Below are 15,505 nucleotides of genomic sequence, written 5' to 3'. Positions count from 1 at the left end.
AGTCGTGGGCAGGCGGCGACGGTCCCTGAGCACGCCCCCTGCGTGACACACGGGCACCGAACAGGAACGGAAGGCAATACCGATCATGGCGGACAGAACGGAACGACAGGACCAGGCGACGATCCACGCGGGAGGGGAATGGCTGGCAGCGGCCTCCGGCGCGACGCGCGAGATCCTCGACCCCGCGGACGCCCGGCGGTTCGCCCTGGTCGCGGAGGGTGACGAGAAGGACGCGGAACGGGCGGTGGCCGCCGCCAGGCAGGCGTTCGACCGCGGACCCTGGCCCGGCACGCCGGTCGCCGAGCGCGCAGCGCTGCTGCGCCGCGTCGCCGGCCTCCTCGTGCGCGACCGCGAGGAACTCGGCCTGCTGGAGAGCCGGGACGCGGGCAAGACCGTCGAGGAGGGCCGCGTCGACATCGACTGCGTCGCCGACGCCTTCCGCTACTTCGCCGACCTGGTCGCGGGCGAGGCTCCCGGCCGGGTGGTCGACGCGGGCTCACCCGACATCCACAGCGTCGTCGTCCACGAACCGGTCGGCGTCTGCGCCCTGATCACCCCCTGGAACTACCCGCTGCTCCAGGCGAGCTGGAAGATCGCCCCCGCGCTCGCGGCCGGCAACACCTTCGTGATCAAGCCCAGCGAGATCACCCCTATGACGACCATCGCGCTGATCGACCTGCTCCGTGAGGCCGGTCTGCCCCCCGGTGTCGCCAACCTGGTCACCGGCCCCGGCCACACCGTGGGCGCCCGGCTCGCCGAGCACCCCGACGTCGACCTGGTCTCCTTCACCGGCGGCCTGGTCAGCGGCACCAAGGTCGCCCAGGCCGCCGCCCCCACCGTCAAGAAGGTCGCCCTCGAACTCGGCGGCAAGAACCCCAACGTGGTCTTCGCCGACGCCTGCGCCACCGAGGAGGGCTTCGACACCGCAGTCGACCAGGCCCTCAACGCCGCCTTCATCCACAGCGGCCAGGTGTGCTCGGCGGGCGGCCGGCTGATCGTCGAGGAGTCGGTCCGGGACCGCTTCGTCACCGAACTCGCCCGCCGCGCCCAGCGGATCAGGCTCGGCCGGGGCACCGAGGACGGTGTCGAGTGCGGCCCGCTCGTCTCCGCCCAGCAGCGCGCCAAGGTCGAGTCGTACGTCGCCTCCGCGCTCGAGGAGGGCGCGGTGCTGCGCTGCGGCGGCAAGCGTCCCGAGCCGTCCGAAACCCGTCCGGAGAGCGGCTACTTCTACGAGCCGACCGTCCTCGACGCCTGTCACCGCGAGATGCGGGTCGTACGCGAGGAGGTCTTCGGCCCGGTCCTCACCGTCGAGACCTTCCGCACCGAGGAGGAGGCGGTGTTCCTCGCCAACGACACCGAGTACGGCCTCGCGGGCGCCGTCTGGACCGCCGACGCGGGCCGCGCCCGGCGCGTCGCGGGACGGCTGCGCCACGGCACCGTCTGGATCAACGACTTCCACCCCTACCTGCCGCAGGCGGAGTGGGGCGGCTTCGGCAAGAGCGGCACCGGGCGTGAACTCGGCCCCGCCGGCCTCGCCGAGTACCGCGAGACCAAGCACGTCTACCAGAACCTGGCGCCGAAGCCGGTGCGCTGGTTCGCCGGCTGAGCCCCCACCAGCCCCGCCGGCGAACCGCTTCTCGCACCCTGAACTTCCTCCCACCCTCCAGGAGTAACCACCCGATGCCCGATCACACCCACGAATTCGACTACGTCGTCATCGGCGGCGGAACGGCCGGTTCCGTCATCGCCTCGCGGCTGACGGAGAACCCGGACGTGACCGTCGCCGTCATCGAGGGCGGTCCCAGCGACGTCGGCCGCGACGACGTGCTGACGCTGCGCCGCTGGATGGGCCTGCTCGGCGGTGAACTCGACTACGACTACCCGACCACCGAACAGCCCCGCGGCAACTCGCACATCCGGCACAGCCGGGCCCGGGTGCTGGGCGGCTGCTCCTCCCACAACACCCTCATCTCCTTCAAGCCGCTCCCGTCCGACTGGGACGAGTGGGAGGAGGCCGGCGCCAAGGGCTGGGGCGCCGTGCCCATGGAGGCCTACTTCGCCCGCCTGAAGAACAACATCGTCTCCGTCGACGAGAAGGACCGCAACGCCATCGCACGCGACTTCGTCGACGCCGCGCAGACCGCGCTCGACGTCCCGCGCGTCGAGGGCTTCAACAAGCAGCCGTTCACCGAGGGCGTCGGCTTCTTCGACCTCGCCTACCACCCCGAGAACAACAAGCGCTCCTCCGCGTCGGTGGCCTATCTGCACCCCGTCATGGACCAACGCCCCAACCTCCACGTCCTGCTGGAGACCTGGGCGTACAAGCTGGAGCTGGACGGCACCCGCGCCGAGGGCGTGCACGTGCGCACCAAGGACGGCGAGGAACTGCTGATACGGGCCCGCAACGAGGTCGTGCTGTGCGCGGGCGCCGTCGACTCGCCCCGCCTGCTCATGCACTCCGGCATCGGCCCGCGCGAGGACCTGGAGGCGCTCGGCATCCCCGTCGCGCACGACCTGCCCGGCGTCGGCGAGAACCTGCTGGACCACCCCGAGTCGGTGATCGTCTGGGAGACGAACGGGCCGATCCCGGAGAACTCCGCGATGGACTCCGACGCGGGCCTCTTCGTGCGCCGCGACCCCGAACACCCGGGCCCGGACCTGATGTTCCACTTCTACCAGATCCCGTTCACCGACAACCCGGAGCGACTGGGCTACCAGCGGCCGGAGTTCGGCGTCTCGATGACCCCGAACATCCCCAAGCCGAAGAGCCGCGGCCGCCTCTACCTCACCAGCGCCGACCCGTCCGTGAAGCCCGCACTGGACTTCCGCTACTTCACCGACGAGGACGACTACGACGCGCGGACGCTCGTCGACGGCATCCGCATCGCCCGCGAGATCGCCAAGGCCGAGCCGCTGGCCGGCTGGCTCAAGCGCGAGGTCTGCCCCGGCCCGGAGGTCCAGGACGACGCCGAACTGAGCGAGTACGCCCGCAAGGTCGCGCACACCGTCTACCACCCGGCCGGCACCTGCCGGATGGGCGCCGCCGACGACCCGCTCGCCGTCGTCGACCCCGAGCTGCGCGTGCGCGGCCTCGACGGCATCCGTATCGCCGACGCCTCCGTCTTCCCGACCATGACGGCGGTCAACCCCATGATCGGGGTGCTCATGGTCGGGGAGAAAGCCGTCGATCTGATCGGAGGTGACGCGCGATGACGCTCACCGTTCCCACCCGTAAGCCGCCCACCACCGACGCCCCCGTCTTCTCGGTCGACGGACTGTGGAAGGTGTTCGGCCCCAAGGCCGGCCGCGTCCCGGGCGACCCGGAGCTGAGCACCCTGGGCCCCGCCGAGCTGCGCTCCCGCACCGGCTGCACGGCCGCCGTCCGGGACGTCTCCTTCGACGTGCGCAAGGGCGAGGTCTTCGTGGTGATGGGCCTGTCCGGGTCCGGCAAATCCACCCTCGTGCGCTGTCTGACCCGGCTCATCGAGCCCACCGCCGGAACCATCGCCATCGACGGCGAGGACGTGCGCGCCATGGACCGCACCCGCCTGCGCGAACTGCGCCGCCACCGGGCCGCGATGGTCTTCCAGCACTTCGGTCTGCTCCCGCACCGCACGGTCCTCGACAACGTCGCCTACGGCCTGGAGATCCAGGGCGTCGGCCGGTCCGAGCGGCGCGAGCGGGCCGCCGAAGTGGTCGCCAAGGTCGGCCTCGAAGGCATGGAGAAGCGCCGCCCCGCCCAGCTCTCCGGCGGCCAGCGCCAGCGCGTCGGACTCGCCCGCGCACTCGCCGTCGACCCCGAGGTCCTCCTCTTCGACGAGCCGTTCAGCGCCCTCGACCCGCTGATCCGGCGCGACATGCAGGAAGAGGTGGCCCGCCTGCACAGCGAGGAGGGCCGCACCATGGTCTTCATCACCCACGACCTCTCCGAGGCGCTGAAGCTCGGCGACCGCATCGCCCTGATGCGCGACGGCCGCGTCGTCCAGCTCGGCACACCCGAGGAGATCGTCTCCGCCCCGGCCGACGACTACGTCCGCGAGTTCGTCCGGGACGTGCCGCGCGAGCAGGTGGTGACCTGCCGCAGCGCCATGCGCCCCGCGTCCCTGGAGGAGGCCGGCAACGGCCCCGCCGTCCGCCCGGAGGCCACCGTCGCCGAGGCCATCGAGGCAGTGGCCCGCGCCGGCGCCCCGGCCCGCGTGATGAACGAGGGCAAGTGCGTCGGAGTGGTCGGCCACGAGCAGCTGCTGAACGTGGTCGCCGGCACCGGCCCCTCGCCGGCCGCCGGCGACGGCGCGGACGCCGCCGTACCCGCCCAGGGCCGCGAGGCGACCCCGCCCGCCCTCAGCACCGGCACGGAGGGCGTCTGATGGCAACGGTCACCGCGACAGCCCCCCGCACGCACCTCCCCGGCGTCCTGAGACACCGCGCCGCGGCCAAGCTCCTCCTGCTGGCCGTGGCCGCCGCGGTCATCGTGCCCCTGGTCCACACCCGCTGGGGCAGCGCGTCCTGGCCCGGCGCCCTCACCGTCGACCTCTCCAAGCCCCTGGCCGGCGCCAGCGACTGGGTGATCGACAACCGCGACAGCCACCCGCTGTTCCTCTACTTCTTCGGCTACATCAGCAACGCGGTCGTCCTGTCCGTACGCGGCGTCTACCTCACCCTGCTCGCCGCGGGCTGGGCGGGCGTCACCGCCTTCGGAGCCCTGGTCGCCTGGCGCGTCGCCGGGATCCGGCTGGCCGCCGGCACGGCCGCCGCCCTGCTGGCCTGCGGAGTGCTCGGCATGTGGGTGCCGACCATGCAGACCCTGGCCCTCATGGTGGTCGCGGTCCTCGCCTCCGTGGCCGTGGGCGCCCTGCTCGGTCTGGCCGCCGGCCTCTCCGACCGCCTGAACCGCGCGCTGCGCCCGGTGCTGGACACCATGCAGGTGCTCCCGGCGTTCGCCTACCTCCTCCCCGTCGTCCTGGTCTTCGGCATCGGCGTGCCCGCGGCCGTGCTCGCCACCGTCGTCTACGCCGCCCCGCCGATGGCCCGGCTCACCGCGCTCGGTCTGCGCGGTGCCGACCCCGAGGTCCTGGAGGCCGTGGAGTCGCTCGGCGCCACCGCCCGCCAGCGGCTGCTGACGGCCCGTATCCCGCTGGCCCGCAAGGAACTCCTGCTCGGCCTCAACCAGACGATCATGATGGCCCTGTCCATGGCCGTCATCGCCTCCGTCATCGGCGCCGGCGGCCTCGGCGACCGCGTCTACCAGGCCCTCGCCTCCGTCGACGTGGGCGCGGCCCTCGCCGCGGGCATCCCGATCGTGCTGCTCGCCGTCGTCCTGGACCGCGTCACCGCGGCGGCCGGCGACGGCACGCCGGCGGCCGGCCGCCCCCGCACCATCGGCTGGCCCTACGCCCTCGCCGTCACCGTGGCCGTCGCCCTGGCCACCCGCCTCCTCGGCGCCCTCGACTGGCCCGGCGGCTGGACCCTGCCGATCGCCGAGCCGGTCAACCGCGCCGTCGACTGGATGACGGCCCACCTGTACTCCGGTGTCCCGGTGGTCGGCGGCACCGCCGACTGGGCGGGCCACTTCACCACCTGGGTGCTCGACCCGGTCCGTGACGGACTGCAGTGGCTGCCCTGGTGGGCGGTGCTGCTGGTCGTCGCCGCGCTGGCCTGGCTGATCGGCACCTGGCGCACCGCCCTGACCGCCGTCCTCGCCATGGCCGCGATCGGTGTGCTCGGGGTGTGGAAGCCCTCCCTCGACACCCTCTCCCAGGTGCTCGCCGCCGTCGCCGTCACCCTCGTCCTGGGCTTCGCCACCGGCATCGCCGCGGCCCGCAGCGACCGCGTCGAACGCGCTCTGCGTCCCGTGCTCGACGTCTTCCAGACGATGCCGCAGTTCGTGTACCTCATCCCGGTAGTCGCCCTGTTCGGCGTCGGCCGCGCCCCGGCCGTCGCCGCGGCCGTCGTGTACGCGCTGCCGGCCGTCGTCCGGATCACCGCCCAGGGCCTGCGCCAGGTCGATCCGGCCGCCCTGGAGTCCGCGCGCTCGCTCGGCGCGACCGGCCGCCAGCAGCTCTGGCAGGTGCAGCTCCCGCTGGCCCGCCGTTCGCTGCTGCTCGCCGTCAACCAGGGCGTGGTCCTGGTCCTCGCCGTCGTCATCATCGGCGGCCTGGTCGGCGGTGGCGCCCTCGGCTACGACGTCGCCTTCGGCCTCGCCCAGGGCGACCTGGCGACCGGCCTGGTGGCCGGCGCGGCCATCGTCTGCCTCGGCCTGATGCTCGACCGGGTGACCCAGCCCACCGAACGACGCGCGAAGAAGGGAGCGTGACATGCGATTCCGTACGACTCTCACGGTGGCCGCGGGTGTGTCCGCCCTCGCGCTGCTCACCGGCTGCGGCGCCGCCGACATGACCAAGCAGGCCAGCCCCTTCGCCAACGCGCGGGGCTCGAAGACCGTCACCCTGTCCGTGCAGTCCTGGGTGGGCGCCCAGTCCAACGTGGCCGTCGCCCAGTACCTGCTGGAGCACAAGCTGGGCTACCGCGTCGACACCGTCCAGGTCGACGAGGTCCCCGCCTGGGACGCGCTCAGCCAGGGCCGGGTCGACGCCATCCTGGAGGACTGGGGCCACCCGGACCAGGAGAAGCGGTACGTCGAGGACAAGAGGACGATCGCGCCCGGCGGCGGCCTCGGGGTGACCGGGCACATCGGCTGGTACGTCCCCACGTACCTGGTCAAGCAGCACCCGGACATCACCGACTGGCACAACCTGAACAAGTACACCTCCCTCTTCCGCACCGCGGAGAGCGGCGGCAAGGGCCAGCTCATGGACGGCTCCCCGTCCTACGTCACCAACGACAAGGCGCTGGTGAAGAATCTGAAGCTCGACTACCAGGTCGTCTTCGCCGGTTCCGAGGCGGCGCAGATCACCCAGATGAAGCAGTTCGCCAAGGAGAAGAAGCCCTTCCTGACGTACTGGTACGCGCCGCAGTGGCTGTTCAAGAAGGTCCCCATGACGGAGGTGAAGCTGCCGCCGTACAAGGAGGGCTGCGACGCGGACACGGCCAAGATCACCTGCGCCTATCCGCACACCCCGCTGCAGAAGTACCTCAACTCCGGCTTCGCGAAGTCCGGTGGCGAGGCGGCGGCCTTCCTGAAGAAGTTCAAGTGGACGACCGAGGACCAGAACGAGGTCTCCCTGATGATCGCCGACCAGAAGCTGAGCCCGCAGGACGCGGCGAAGAAGTGGGTGGACAGCCACCCGTCCGTCTGGAAGAAGTGGTTGTCCTGAGCCGGCTCAGCGCAGTCCGGCGACGATCTCGCCCAGCGCGGCCGCGGCCCGTCGCTGGAGTCCCGGACCGAACGTGACGCGAGTGGCCCCGAGTTCGCCGAGCACGGCGGGCGAGGGGCCCTCGCCGTCCAGCCGGGCCACCATGTTGAGCGGGCCCTGGATGCCCGACCGCAGCAGGGGCAGCACATCCGGCGGCGCGAGGATCGGGTACACGCAGTCCGCGCCCGCCGCCACGTACAGCGCGGCACGTGCGATGGCCTGTTCCGGGTCGCCGTCGCCGTGGACGAAGGTGTCGACGCGGGCGTTGACGAACAGCCGGTCGGCGGCGGCCGAGCGGACCTCGGCGAGGTACTCGGCGTGCTCCTGCGGGTCCTTGAGGACACCCCCCGCTCCCGAGTCCTCGAGGTTGCAGCCCACCACACCCGCTTCCAGCAGCCGCTCCACCAGCTCCTCCGGCGCGAGCCCGTAGCCGCCCTCGACGTCCGCCGACACCGGCACGTCCACTGCCCGGGCGATCCGGGCCACCGCCGCGAACATCTCGTCGGCGGGGGTCTCGCCGTCCTCGTGGCCGAGGGAGGCGGCGACCCCGGCGCTGGGAGTGGCCAGCGCCGGGAACCCGGCATCCACGCACGCCCGGGCGCTCGCCGCGTCCCACGGGCCGGGCAGCACCAGAGGATCGCCCTGGGGGCGCCGTCGGTGCAGCGCGCGGAACAGGTCCGCCCCGCTCACGGCCGGCGACTCCCCGGCGGGGCGGTTCACCCGTGGTGCCCCGGCTGGTAGTGGCCGGGTGTCATCCGGGTCGTCACACCGAAGCGGTTCCACGCGTTGATCACCGTGATCGCGGCGATCAGCTGCGCCAGCTCGGCCTCCTCGAACCGCTTGGCGGCCCGGTCGTACACCTCGTCCGGTACGAAGCCCTCGGTCAGCACGGTGACCGCCTCGGTCAGCTCGATCGCCGCCAGCTCCTTCTCCGTGTAGAAGTGCCGGGACTCCTCCCAGGCGCTGAGCTGCACGATCCGCTCCACGCTCTCGCCCGCGGCGAGCGCGTCCTTGGTGTGCATGTCGAGGCAGAAGGCGCAGTGGTTGAGCTGGGAGGCGCGGATCTTCACCAGCTCGTACAGCTTGGGGTCAAGGCCCTGCCTGGCGGCGGTGTCCAGGCGGACCATCGCCTTGTAGACCTCGGGCGCGTGCCGGGCCCACTCCAGGCGCGGGGCGTGTTCGGTGGCGTACTCGACAGTTTCCTGTGCGTTGCTCATGGTTCGACCCTAGGAGCCGGGCAGCCCAGGAGTATGGTCCATTTCCATGGCGAATCCCTGGGCCAATCTGGGCGTGGACCTCCATCTGGAACCGGCCGGGACCGGTGGCCTGCGCCGCGGCCTGACCGACGCGCTGCGGGACGCGGTCCGCACCGGCCGCCTCGCCCCCGGCACCCGGCTGCCGTCCTCCCGCTCCCTCGCCGGTGACCTCGGCATCGCCCGCAACACCGTCGCCGAGGCCTACGCCGACCTGGTCGCCGAGGGCTGGCTCACCGCCCGCCAGGGCTCCGGCACCCGGGTGGCGGAGCGTGCGGTGATCCCGCCCGCGGTGGACGCGCCCCGCCGCCGGCCGCCGGGCCGCCCGGCGTACAGCCTCGTCCCCGGGACCCCCGACCTCGCCGCCTTCCCGCGCACCGAGTGGCTCAAGGCCGCCCGCCGCGCCCTGGCCACCGCCCCCTTCGACGCCCTCGGCTACGGCGACCCGCGCGGCCGTCCCGAACTGCGCACCGCCCTCGCCGGCTACCTCGCCCGTGTCCGGGGCGTCCGCGCCGACCCCGAGACGATCCTGATCACCGCCGGCTTCTCGCACGCCCTGCGCGTCCTCGGCGCGCTGCTGCGGGCCCGCGGGGTGCGCTCGGTGGCGGTGGAGTCCTACGGGCTCGACACCCACTGGGAGCTGCTGCGCGACGCGGGCCTCGCCACGCCCGCCCTGCCGTACGACGAACTCGGCACCGACACAGGCGCGCTGACCGGCGAGGGGGCCGTACTCCTCACGCCCGCCCACCAGTTCCCCATGGGCACCGCCCTGCACCCCGACCGGCGGGCGGCGGTGGTGGAGTGGGCGCGGCGCACCGGCGCCCTGGTCCTGGAGGACGACTACGACGGCGAGTTCCGCTACGACCGCCAGCCCGTCGGGGCCCTCCAGGGCCTGGACCCCGGCCGGGTCGTCCACCTCGGCACCACCAGCAAGTCCCTCGCCCCCGGTCTCAGGCTGGGCTGGATGGTCCTGCCGCCCTCGCTGGTGGAGGAGGCGGCCGCGGCCAAGGGCCGGATCGACACCGTGGGCGTGCTGGACCAGCTCACCCTGGCCGAGTTCCTCACCTCCGGCGCCTACGACCGGCACGTCCGCTCCGCCCGGCTGCGCTACCGGCGCCGCCGTGACGCCCTCGCCGCCGCCGTGGCCGAGCGCGCGCCCGGTGTCCGGGTCACCGGGATCGCGGCCGGCCTGCACGCGGTGCTGCGGCTGCCGCCCGGCAGCGAACAGACGGTGGTGCAGGCCGCGACCTGGCAGGGCCTGGCCCTGCACGGCCTGTCCTACCACCGGCACCCCGAAGCCCTCGCCGAACCCGCCGACGCCCTGGTCGTCGGCTACGGCACCCCACCGGACAGCGCCTGGGCGGGCGCGCTGGAGGCACTGTGCCGGGCGCTGCCGTGAAGCGAGGGCTTCCTCGTCCGGAGCGGGCTCACTCCGCTTCTGCTCCCGGTCCCGGTCCGGAGCGGGGTTCACTCCGGTCCCGGTTCTGGTCCGCAGCGGGCTCCCCCCTCCTCCACCGCCACGGCCGGCGCCTCCCCGAACCGCGCCAGGGCCAGCGCACCCGCCACCGCCACCGCGAACCCGAGCGCGGCCAGCCAGCCCAGGCCCTCCCGGGTGCGGTCGCCGAGCCAGACGACGCCCACCGCCGCCGGGCCGATCGTCTCGCCGATCACCATGCCGGCCGTCGCCGTCGTCACCGAGCCGCGTTGCAGGGCCGAGGTCAGCAGCACGAAGGCGGCGCCGCCGCCGATCAGGAGGGCGTAGGAAGCCGGATTCGCGAGCAGATGGGCCGGCCGCAGCGAGTCGATCAGCCGGACCGCCACCTCCACCACCCCGAACCCGAAACCCGCGCCGAGACCCAGCACGAGGGCCCGCATCCGCCCCGACAGCCGCCCGCCCAGCAGAGCGAGCACCGCCATACCGGCCGCCGTAGCCAGCATCGCCCACTTCAGCGTGGCCGAACCGCCCTCCTCGCCCTCCGGCCCCGACGCCAGGCCGAGCATCGCGAGGCCGGCGCACACCACGCCCACCGCGCCCCACTCCGTGCCGCTGAGCCGCACCCGCAGCAGGCGCGCCGCGACCACCGCCGTCACCGCCAGGCTGGAGGCCAGCGCCGCGCTCACCGCGTAGATCGGGATCGAGCGCAGCGCCGCGATCTGGAACAGGAAGCCCAGTCCGTCCAGCGCGAGACCGGCCAGGTACCGCCACTGCCGCAGGGCCCGCAGCAGCAGGGCGACCTCGCCGCCCCCACCCGTACCGGCCTCCCGCGCGGCCATCGCCTGCAACACCGTCGCGGTACCGAAGCAGACCGCCGCGCCGAGCGCGCACACCATTCCGAACAGCACGAACCGACTCTAGGTGAGGGCGGGATCACGGGGCCCCTTGCGGTAAGCCGGGCACGCCCGCCTAGGCTGACCGCCGCACACCGCACACCGCACAGCAGACGGGGGAGACACCACATGGCGAACACGCGCGCGCAACTGCGCTCCACCACGGTCGTCCTGGGCGGCATGGGCCTGCTCGCCGCCGCCCTGACCGCCTGCTCCTCCGACCCGGACAAGCGCTGCGTCGACCGGGACAGCTACCGCCTCGCCAAGGGCTACCAGGTCGTCTCCGACAAGAACTGCAAGTCCGCCAAGACCGCGGTGAACGGCTCCTGGTACTACGGCGGCAAGAAGAAGGGCTCCTGGGTCACCGGCGGTTCCTTCACCAGGCCGAGCAAGGGTTCGGGCGGGTCCTCGGGCGGCAGCGGAGTGCACCGCGGCGGGTTCGGCGGCGGCAAGGGCGGCTCCGGCGGCTGACCGCCACACACCATGGAACGCCGAACCATCACCCCCCGCCCCGGCTGGCAGCGGACCGTGGAGGAGCAGGGGCTCATCTACCCGCTCACCCGCCACCCCGACGGCGCCCTGCGCCCGTACTGGGACGAGAGCGCCTGCTACGTCTTCACCCTGGACGAGGTCGAGGCGCTGGAGGAGACCGTCGGGGAACTGCACCGCATGTGCCTGGCGGCCGCCGGTCACATCGTGGCGAAGGATCGTTTCGCCGACCTCGGCATCACCGACCCGCGGGTCGTCGCCGCCGTCACCGAGGCCTGGCACCGCCGCGCCGAACTACCCTCCGTCTACGGCAGGTTCGACCTCCGCTACGACGGCACCGGCCCGGCGAAACTGCTGGAGTACAACGCCGACACCCCCACCTCGCTGGTCGAGGCCGCGTCCCCCCAGTGGTTCTGGATGGAGGAGCGCTTCCCCGGCGCCGACCAGTGGAACTCCCTGCACGAGCGCCTGGTCGACGCCTGGCGCGAGCAGGCCGCGCTGCTCCCGCCGGGCAGCCCGCTGCACTTCGCGCACTCCTCGGCCGACGAACTCGGCGAGGACCTGATGACGGTCGCCTATCTGAAGGAGACCGCCGAGCAGGCCGGGCTCACCACCGACTGGATCTCCATGGAGGAGATCGGCTGGGACACCCTCTCCGGCCGGTTCGTGGACAACGGACTCCGGTTCATCCGCGCCGTCTTCAAGCTCTACCCGTGGGAGTGGCTCACCACCGACGCGTTCGCCGGGCACGTCCTCGACACCCTCGACAACGGCGGCGGCAGCGGCACCACCCTGTGGATCGAGCCCGCCTGGAAGATGCTGCTGAGCAACAAGGCCCTGCTGGCCGTCCTCTGGGAGCTGTACCCCGGCCATCCGAACCTGCTCCCCGCCTACCTCGACGGCCCACGGGAACTGGCCCGGTCCACCGGCTACGTGGCCAAGCCCCTGCTGGGCCGCGAGGGCGAGGGCGTCACCGTGCACGAGCCGGGCGCGCCCGCGGCCGTACGCGACGAACCCTGCTGCTACCAGCAGTTGGCCCCACTGCCCGCCTTCGACGGCAACCATGTCGTCCTCGGCGCCTGGACCGTCCGGGACGAACCGGCCGGCCTCGGCATCCGCGAGTCCTCGGGCCTGGTCACGGACGGATACGCCCGCTTCCTGCCGCACGTGATCCTCCAGGGGCCGCCCTGGAACGGGGCCGCACCGGAGGATCCGCCGGACGGCCCCTAGCCGCCCAGTACGGCCTCCAGCTGCTCGACCCCCCAGTCCAAGTCCTCCTCGCCGATGACCAGCGGCGGCGCGATCCGGACGGTCGAGCCGTGGGTGTCCTTCACCAGCACACCCCGTTCCATCAGCCGCTCCGACACCTGACGCGCGGTGCCGGCCCGCGGCGCGATGTCCACGCCCGCCCACAGCCCGCGCCCCCGCACGGCCGTCACCGGGCCCGCGCCGAGCAGCCCGCGCAGCCGCCCGTGCAGCCGCTCGCCCAGCTCGGCCGCCCGCGCCTGGTACTCGCCGGTCCGCAGCATCGCGATCACCTCCAGCGCCACCGCGCAGGCCAGCGGGTTCCCGCCGAACGTCGACCCGTGCTCGCCCGGCCGGAAGACACCGAGCACCTCCGCGCTCGACACCACCGCCGACACCGGCAGGATCCCGCCGCCCAGCGCCTTGCCCAGCACGTACACGTCCGGCACCACCCCCTCGTGCTCGCACGCGAAGGTCCGCCCGGTCCGCCCGAGACCCGACTGGATCTCGTCGGCGACGAAGAGCACGTTCCGCTCCCGGGTCAGCTCCCGCACCCCGGCCAGATAACCGGCCGGCGGCACGATCACACCCGACTCGCCCTGGATCGGCTCCAGCAGCACGGCGACCGTGTTCTCGGTGAGCGCCCGCCGCATCGCGGTCAGATCGCCGTACGGCACGATCTCGAACCCCGGTGTGTACGGCCCGAAGTCCGCCCGGGCCTCCGGATCGGTCGAGAAGCTGATCACCGTCGTCGTACGTCCGTGGAAGTTGCCGCCCGCGACCACCACCTTTGCCATCTCCGCGGGCACCCCCTTCACCCGGTAGCCCCACTTCCGGGCCGTCTTCACCGCGCTCTCCACGGCCTCCGTGCCGGTGTTCATGGGCAGGACCATCTCCATGCCGCACAGCTCGGCCAGCTCGGTGCAGAAGGCCGCGAAGCGGTCGTGGTGGAAGGCGCGGGACGTCAGCGTCACCCGCTCGAGCTGCCGCCGGGCCGCCTCGACGAGCCGAGGGTTGCCGTGCCCGAAGTTCAGCGCCGAATACCCGGCCAGCATGTCCAGATACCGGCGCCCCGCCACGTCCGTCAGCCACGCGCCCTCGGCCGTGGCCACGACGACCGGCAGCGGATGGTAGGTGGGCGCGCTGTGCGCGTCGGTGGCGGCGATGAGGTCTTCAGCAGTGGGCACGGCCTCTCCCGGATGACGACGGTGACTCTCCCGGACACGACGATGGCCCCCTTCCTATCCTCGCTCGCATGGTGGACGCGGGACCTCCCCGTCACGGCGCGCCCGGTAGGCTGATCAACGGGTCGTGACTGGCGCGCAGGGATGGGACGGACCATCGGGGAGCGGCCCGACGGAAGACAGTGCCGTGCGCCTGGGCCGAACGTGAACGCTGAACGCACGCCGTCCGGAGGTCCCCATGCCAGAGCAGAAGTCCCTCTCCACCGAGTCCACCGCCTTCCGCGCCGCACTCGACGTCATCCGCACGGTCGAACCGCGGGTCGCCGACGCCATCGGTCAGGAGGTCACCGACCAGCGCGCGATGCTCAAGTTGATCGCCTCCGAGAACTACGCCTCCCCGGCGACCCTGCTGGCGATGGGCAACTGGTTCAGCGACAAGTACGCCGAGGGCACCGTCGGCCGCCGCTTCTACGCCGGCTGCCGCAACGTCGACACCGTCGAGTCGCTGGCCGCCGAGCACGCTCGCGAGCTGTTCGGCGCCCGGCACGCCTACGTCCAGCCGCACTCCGGCATCGACGCCAACCTCGTCGCCTTCTGGGCCGTCCTCGCCGACCGTGTCGAGGTGCCGTTCCTGGAGAAGACCGGCGCCCGCCAGGTCAACGACCTCACCGAGGCCGACTGGGCCGAGCTGCGCCAGGCCTTCGGCAACCAGCGCATGCTCGGCATGTCCCTGGACGCCGGCGGCCACCTCACCCACGGCTTCCGCCCGAACATCTCCGGCAAGATGTTCGACCAGCGCTCCTACGGCACCGACCCGGCCACCGGCCTCATCGACTACGAGGCGCTGCGCGCCCAGGCCCGCGAGTTCAAGCCGCTGATCATCGTGGCCGGCTACTCCGCCTACCCGCGCCTGGTGAACTTCCGGATCATGCGCGAGATCGCCGACGAGGTCGGGGCGACCCTGATGGTCGACATGGCCCACTTCGCGGGCCTGGTCGCCGGCAAGGTCCTGACCGGCGACTTCGACCCGGTCCCGCACGCCCAGATCGTCACCACGACCACCCACAAGTCCCTGCGCGGCCCGCGCGGCGGCATGGTCCTGTGCGACGACTCCCTGAAGGACCAGGTCGACCGCGGCTGCCCGATGGTGCTCGGCGGCCCGCTGCCGCACGTGATGGCCGCCAAGGCCGTCGCCCTCGCCGAGGCCCGGCAGCCCTCCTTCCAGGACTACGCCCGGCGCATCGTCGACAACTCCCGCGCCCTGGCCGAGGGCCTGACGCGCCGCGGCGCCACCCTGGTCACCGGCGGCACGGACAACCACCTCAACCTGATCGACGTGGCCAACTCCTACGGCCTCACCGGCCGCCAGGCCGAGGCGGCCCTGCTGGACTCCGGCATCGTCACCAACCGCAACGCCATCCCGGCCGACCCGAACGGCGCCTGGTACACCTCCGGCATCCGCGTCGGCACCCCCGCCCTGACCACCCGGGGCCTGGGCACCGCCGAGATGGACGAGGTGGCCGGCCTCATCGACCGCGTCCTCACCGCCACCGAGCCCGGCACCACCAAGTCCGGCGCCCCCTCCAAGGCCCAGCACGTCCTCGACCCCAAGATCGCGGACGAGATCTCCCACCGGGCGACCGACCTGGTCGCGGGCTTCCCGCTGTACCCCGAGGTCGACCTCGGCTGATCC

Annotated in this window: 13 protein-coding genes and 1 riboswitch; of the genes, 9 read left to right on the top strand and 4 right to left on the bottom strand. The window is 72.8% G+C overall.

The annotated features are described in order from the left end of the window. Positions 1 to 85 precede the first annotated feature (85 nt). The 5 genes from AB0924_RS13135 to AB0924_RS13115 all read left to right on the top strand — a co-directional run bounded on the left by AB0924_RS13135 (position 86) and on the right by AB0924_RS13115 (position 7,274). Positions 86 to 1,606 carry an aldehyde dehydrogenase family protein gene (locus tag AB0924_RS13135; protein WP_366911417.1) on the top strand — a complete coding sequence of 507 codons (1,521 nt, stop codon included), beginning with the start codon at positions 86 to 88 and terminating at the stop codon, positions 1,604 to 1,606. Between the two features lie 74 nt (positions 1,607 to 1,680). Further along, on the top strand, positions 1,681 to 3,213 hold the full coding sequence (locus AB0924_RS13130) for a GMC oxidoreductase (RefSeq protein ID WP_366911416.1): 1,533 nt from the start codon (positions 1,681 to 1,683) through the stop codon (positions 3,211 to 3,213). Then, a complete protein-coding gene (locus tag AB0924_RS13125; protein ID WP_358938042.1) occupies positions 3,210 to 4,367 on the top strand; it encodes a glycine betaine/L-proline ABC transporter ATP-binding protein in 1,158 nt (385 codons plus the stop codon). Before AB0924_RS13130 ends, AB0924_RS13125 begins: the two co-directional genes overlap by 4 nt. Beyond that, positions 4,367 to 6,313 (top strand): ABC transporter permease subunit, encoded by a 1,947-nt coding sequence (locus tag AB0924_RS13120; RefSeq protein WP_358938040.1) that lies wholly within the window; start codon positions 4,367 to 4,369, stop codon positions 6,311 to 6,313. Before AB0924_RS13125 ends, AB0924_RS13120 begins: the two co-directional genes overlap by 1 nt. 1 nt (position 6,314) lies before the next feature. Then, complete coding sequence (locus tag AB0924_RS13115) at positions 6,315 to 7,274, top strand: ABC transporter substrate-binding protein (protein WP_358938038.1); 960 nt, start codon at positions 6,315 to 6,317, stop codon at positions 7,272 to 7,274. 6 nt (positions 7,275 to 7,280) lie between these two features. On the opposite strand, the gene AB0924_RS13110 is transcribed toward AB0924_RS13115, so the two are convergent. Both AB0924_RS13110 and AB0924_RS13105 read right to left on the bottom strand, forming a co-directional pair. Further along, complete coding sequence (locus AB0924_RS13110) at positions 7,281 to 8,003, bottom strand: isocitrate lyase/phosphoenolpyruvate mutase family protein (RefSeq protein ID WP_366911415.1); 723 nt, start codon at positions 8,001 to 8,003, stop codon at positions 7,281 to 7,283. Positions 8,004 to 8,029: 26 nt separating this feature from the next. After that, entirely contained in the window at positions 8,030 to 8,530 is a 501-nt protein-coding gene (locus AB0924_RS13105) for a carboxymuconolactone decarboxylase family protein (RefSeq protein WP_358938033.1), read from the bottom strand. Between the two features lie 46 nt (positions 8,531 to 8,576). Here AB0924_RS13105 and AB0924_RS13100 point away from each other — a divergent pair, with 46 nt between their 5' ends. Then, on the top strand, positions 8,577 to 9,965 hold the full coding sequence (locus tag AB0924_RS13100; protein WP_366911414.1) for a PLP-dependent aminotransferase family protein: 1,389 nt from the start codon (positions 8,577 to 8,579) through the stop codon (positions 9,963 to 9,965). Between the two features lie 68 nt (positions 9,966 to 10,033). Here AB0924_RS13100 and AB0924_RS13095 read toward each other — a convergent pair whose 3' ends face one another. Next, positions 10,034 to 10,897 (bottom strand): DMT family transporter, encoded by an 864-nt coding sequence (locus AB0924_RS13095; protein ID WP_366911480.1) that lies wholly within the window; start codon positions 10,895 to 10,897, stop codon positions 10,034 to 10,036. Between the two features lie 126 nt (positions 10,898 to 11,023). Here AB0924_RS13095 and AB0924_RS13090 point away from each other — a divergent pair, with 126 nt between their 5' ends. Continuing rightward, on the top strand, positions 11,024 to 11,365 hold the full coding sequence (locus AB0924_RS13090; protein WP_358938029.1) for a hypothetical protein: 342 nt from the start codon (positions 11,024 to 11,026) through the stop codon (positions 11,363 to 11,365). Positions 11,366 to 11,377: 12 nt separating this feature from the next. Then, positions 11,378 to 12,613 carry a glutathionylspermidine synthase family protein gene (locus AB0924_RS13085; protein ID WP_366911413.1) on the top strand — a complete coding sequence of 412 codons (1,236 nt, stop codon included), beginning with the start codon at positions 11,378 to 11,380 and terminating at the stop codon, positions 12,611 to 12,613. On the opposite strand, the gene rocD is transcribed toward AB0924_RS13085, so the two are convergent. Then, positions 12,610 to 13,815 (bottom strand): ornithine--oxo-acid transaminase, encoded by a 1,206-nt coding sequence (gene rocD, locus AB0924_RS13080; RefSeq protein ID WP_358938025.1) that lies wholly within the window; start codon positions 13,813 to 13,815, stop codon positions 12,610 to 12,612. The genes AB0924_RS13085 and rocD overlap by 4 nt on opposite strands. Before the next feature lie 114 nt (positions 13,816 to 13,929). Further along, a riboswitch (ZMP/ZTP riboswitch) is annotated at positions 13,930 to 14,018 on the top strand. Between the two features lie 32 nt (positions 14,019 to 14,050). Here rocD and AB0924_RS13075 point away from each other — a divergent pair. Further along, positions 14,051 to 15,502 (top strand): glycine hydroxymethyltransferase, encoded by a 1,452-nt coding sequence (locus tag AB0924_RS13075; RefSeq protein ID WP_366911412.1) that lies wholly within the window; start codon positions 14,051 to 14,053, stop codon positions 15,500 to 15,502. Positions 15,503 to 15,505: the final 3 nt, after the last annotated feature.

The sequence above is a fragment of the Streptomyces sp. NPDC047869 genome, from assembly GCF_040704065.1.
GTDB lineage: Bacteria > Actinomycetota > Actinomycetes > Streptomycetales > Streptomycetaceae > Streptomyces.
The sequence above is the reverse complement of the archived record's forward strand: the minus strand, read 5'-3'. Positions and strand labels throughout refer to the sequence as shown.

Excerpts from the sequence above, each read along its gene's own strand:
- AB0924_RS13135 (WP_366911417.1), top strand. The coding sequence starts at position 86 with ATGGCGGACAGAACGGAACGACAGGACCAGGCGACGATCCACGCGGGA.
- AB0924_RS13130 (WP_366911416.1), top strand. The coding sequence starts at position 1,681 with ATGCCCGATCACACCCACGAATTCGACTACGTCGTCATCGGCGGCGGA.
- AB0924_RS13125 (WP_358938042.1), top strand. The coding sequence starts at position 3,210 with ATGACGCTCACCGTTCCCACCCGTAAGCCGCCCACCACCGACGCCCCC.
- AB0924_RS13120 (WP_358938040.1), top strand. The coding sequence starts at position 4,367 with ATGGCAACGGTCACCGCGACAGCCCCCCGCACGCACCTCCCCGGCGTC.
- AB0924_RS13115 (WP_358938038.1), top strand. The coding sequence starts at position 6,315 with ATGCGATTCCGTACGACTCTCACGGTGGCCGCGGGTGTGTCCGCCCTC.
- AB0924_RS13105 (WP_358938033.1), bottom strand. The coding sequence starts at position 8,530 with ATGAGCAACGCACAGGAAACTGTCGAGTACGCCACCGAACACGCCCCG.
- AB0924_RS13100 (WP_366911414.1), top strand. The coding sequence starts at position 8,577 with ATGGCGAATCCCTGGGCCAATCTGGGCGTGGACCTCCATCTGGAACCG.
- AB0924_RS13095 (WP_366911480.1), bottom strand. The coding sequence starts at position 10,897 with ATGGTGTGCGCGCTCGGCGCGGCGGTCTGCTTCGGTACCGCGACGGTG.
- AB0924_RS13090 (WP_358938029.1), top strand. The coding sequence starts at position 11,024 with ATGGCGAACACGCGCGCGCAACTGCGCTCCACCACGGTCGTCCTGGGC.
- AB0924_RS13085 (WP_366911413.1), top strand. The coding sequence starts at position 11,378 with ATGGAACGCCGAACCATCACCCCCCGCCCCGGCTGGCAGCGGACCGTG.
- AB0924_RS13075 (WP_366911412.1), top strand. The coding sequence starts at position 14,051 with ATGCCAGAGCAGAAGTCCCTCTCCACCGAGTCCACCGCCTTCCGCGCC.